The organism is uncultured Boseongicola sp. (assembly GCF_937988555.1).
Lineage (GTDB): Bacteria > Pseudomonadota > Alphaproteobacteria > Rhodobacterales > Rhodobacteraceae > Boseongicola.
This window is the reverse complement of the sequence record NZ_CALJXO010000245.1, coordinates 1-2,624: the sequence shown is the minus strand read 5'-3', so window position 1 is coordinate 2,624 and position 2,624 is coordinate 1. Positions and strand designations below refer to the sequence as shown.

Sequence of the window (2,624 nt, the reverse complement as noted above, 5' to 3'; positions counted from 1 at the left end):
ACGATACCTGTGGCGTCGTGAAGGCGCGTGTGCAGATCTCGGCTCATCATCATGCAGCAGAGCTTGCTGTCCTTATGTAAGCGTCCGGTTGTCCCGCTCTGACGGCGGGAAGGAGTGCCTGCTAGATGTCCACCATTGATAGTGGACATCTTGAGGTGAGCGATGGCGGGCAAGAAAGGCCAGAAGAAGCGGATTTGGTCAGACGAAGAGAAGCGGTCGATCTGTGCGCAGGCGCGGGTGGCTGGGGTTTCGGTTGCTCAGGTTGCGCGGCGCTACGCGATGAATGCCAATCTGATCCACAAATGGCTTCGCGATCCTCGGTTTTCATCAGAGGATCAGGCTGCGGATTTGCCCGTGCATGAGGGCGCAACGTTTCTTCCAGTCGAGGTTGCGGGCATGACGCCCGTCCCAGCGGCACCCATTTCGCCCAATCCTTCAACAGGTTTCGTCACGGCGCAGCGCATTGACATCACGCTATCCGATGGTCGGCGGATATTGGTGGAGGGCGCCACCACGCTGTCGGCGGTGCTGGCGATGGTCGAGGGGCTGGCGCAATGATCCCGGTGCCGAGCAACACGCGTGTCTGGTTGGCTGCGGGCGTCACGGATATGCGTCGCGGCTTCAATACGCTGGCGGCGCAGGCCGAACAGGTTTTGGCCGAGGACCCATATTCGGGACACATGTTCGTCTTCCGCGGTCGCCGGGGCGATCTTTTGAAGATCATTTGGTGGGACAGTCAGGGGGCCTGCCTGTTCACCAAACGACTGGAACGGGGCCGGTTTGTCTGGCCTGCGGCCAAGGATGGCAAGGTCAACCTGAGCCCGTCGCAGCTATCGATGCTGCTGGAAGGGATTGACTGGCGCACGCCGCAAAAGACCTGGCGGCCGCTGGTCGCAGGATAGAGATAGAGGCCAATAAAATATAGGCTTTTGAGAGGTTTTTCGTTCCCTTTTATGGGCCAATCTGGTATGGATTACCCATGCTGGACACCTTCAAATCCTTGCCCAAAGACCCCGATGAGCTGCGCTCTGTCAGCGAGCAGATGGCCCGGCACATCCAGTCTCAGGCCTACCAGATCGAGAAGCTGAAGGCCGAACTTCACGGCCATCGCAAGGCGCGGTTCGGGGCGAAGTCGGAGAGCATAGACCAATTGGCGCTCGACCTGCCGGAAGACGATGAGATCGCGCAGGCCGCAGACGAGCAGCAGGCCGAGTCGTCAGCCGGTGACGAAGAGCCTCCGACCCAAACACGCGCGAAGCGCCAGCACAGCCGTAAGCCGCTGCCTGATCATCTGGACCGGGAAGATGAAGTCCTGTCGCCCGGTGACGCTTGTGGTGGCTGCGGCGGCACCCTGCGCCAGGTGAGCGAGGATATCACCGAAGAGCTGGACTATATCCCGGGCCACTTCGTGGTGCGCCGGTTTATTCGTCCGCGTATGGCCTGCACCTGCTGTGAAGCCTTTGCACAGGCCCCGCTGCCTTCCCGTCTGATCGAACGCGGGCGGCCCGGTCCGGGCCTCGTGTCACACATGCTGATCGGCAAATATTGCGATCACCTGCCGCTCGATCGGCAATCCAAGATCTACGCACGCGAAGGGGTCGATCTGCATCGTTCCACGCTGAGCGACTGGGTCGGTCGCACCACAGCCCTGCTGGAACCTTTGGCCGCGCACATCGGCAAACTGGTCAGGGAGGGCCCAGCTTTGTTCGCAGACGACACACCCGTGAAGCTGCAGGTGCGGGCCAATACAACCAAAACCAAGACTGCGCGGCTCTGGAGTTACGTGCGCGATGAACGGCCCTGGTGCGGGGTCGCTCCGCCCTGCGCATGGTATCAGTTCAGCGTCGATCGGAAGGGCGAGCACCCCGTCAATCACCTTGCGGGCTATACCGGCACTGTCCATGCCGATGGCTACGCCGGATTCAATGGGCTCTTCGGTGAGAGCAAAGCCAACGAACAAGCCTGCATGGTCCATGTGCGCCGCAAGTTCTTTGATGAGGCTGAGCGCACCGGCTCGCCTATTGCCCAAGAGGCGGTCAAGCGTATCGCTAAACTCTATGCCATTGAGAAAGAGATAAAGGGGAAATCCCCTGAAGAGCGCGCGGCCATGCGACAGGCCCACGCCAAGCCTATCTTCGATGAACTGGAACTCTGGCTACAGGCGCAGCTGCGTAAAATCTCCGGAAAAACCAAGCTGGCAGAAGCGATCCGCTACGCCCTCAACCGCATGCCAAAAGCCCGCGGCTATCTCGACGATGGCCGTCTCGAGCTCGACAACAACACCTGCGAACGGTCAATCAGGCCAATTGCTCTCGGGCGCAAAAATTATCTATTCATGGGGTCCATCGGCGGCGGAAAGGCAGCCGCCATCGCTTACACGCTCGTCGAGACCGCAAAGATGAACAACGTCGATCCTGAAGCTTGGCTCACATGGGTCCTCCAGCGCCTCCCAGATCACAAGATCAATCGCATCGAAGAACTCATGCCGTGGAACTGGCAGCCCGAAAAAGCCTGAAACCGCGCCTTAACCGGACGCTTACACTGCGGATGGTAGATCTGCACGATCGACGGCACGCCGCGACCGACGCGAGTAAGGTCCTGTTCGCGGGCATAGGCCTGAAGGC

The 2,624-nt window shown here is 60.1% G+C and carries 3 protein-coding genes; all 3 read left to right on the top strand.

Going from position 1 to position 2,624, the window contains the following annotated elements; translation table 11 throughout:
• Positions 1 to 162 precede the first annotated feature (162 nt).
• The 3 genes from Q1B15_RS14830 to Q1B15_RS14820 all read left to right on the top strand — a co-directional run bounded on the left by Q1B15_RS14830 (position 163) and on the right by Q1B15_RS14820 (position 2,515).
• Positions 163 to 558, top strand: a complete 396-nt coding sequence (locus Q1B15_RS14830) for a transposase (protein WP_299754914.1) — start codon at positions 163 to 165, stop codon at positions 556 to 558.
• A complete protein-coding gene (gene tnpB / locus Q1B15_RS14825) occupies positions 555 to 902 on the top strand; it encodes an IS66 family insertion sequence element accessory protein TnpB (RefSeq protein ID WP_273530288.1) in 348 nt (115 codons plus the stop codon). Before Q1B15_RS14830 ends, tnpB begins: the two co-directional genes overlap by 4 nt.
• A 77-nt stretch (positions 903 to 979) precedes the next feature.
• Entirely contained in the window at positions 980 to 2,515 is a 1,536-nt protein-coding gene (locus tag Q1B15_RS14820) for an IS66 family transposase (protein WP_299754907.1), read from the top strand.
• Positions 2,516 to 2,624 lie beyond the last annotated feature (109 nt).

What these genes read in the sequence shown, in the direction of transcription:
- Q1B15_RS14830 (WP_299754914.1), top strand. Translation starts at nt 163, where the DNA reads ATGGCGGGCAAGAAAGGCCAGAAGAAGCGGATTTGGTCAGACGAAGAG.
- Q1B15_RS14820 (WP_299754907.1), top strand. Translation starts at nt 980, where the DNA reads ATGCTGGACACCTTCAAATCCTTGCCCAAAGACCCCGATGAGCTGCGC.
- tnpB (WP_273530288.1), top strand. Translation starts at nt 555, where the DNA reads ATGATCCCGGTGCCGAGCAACACGCGTGTCTGGTTGGCTGCGGGCGTC.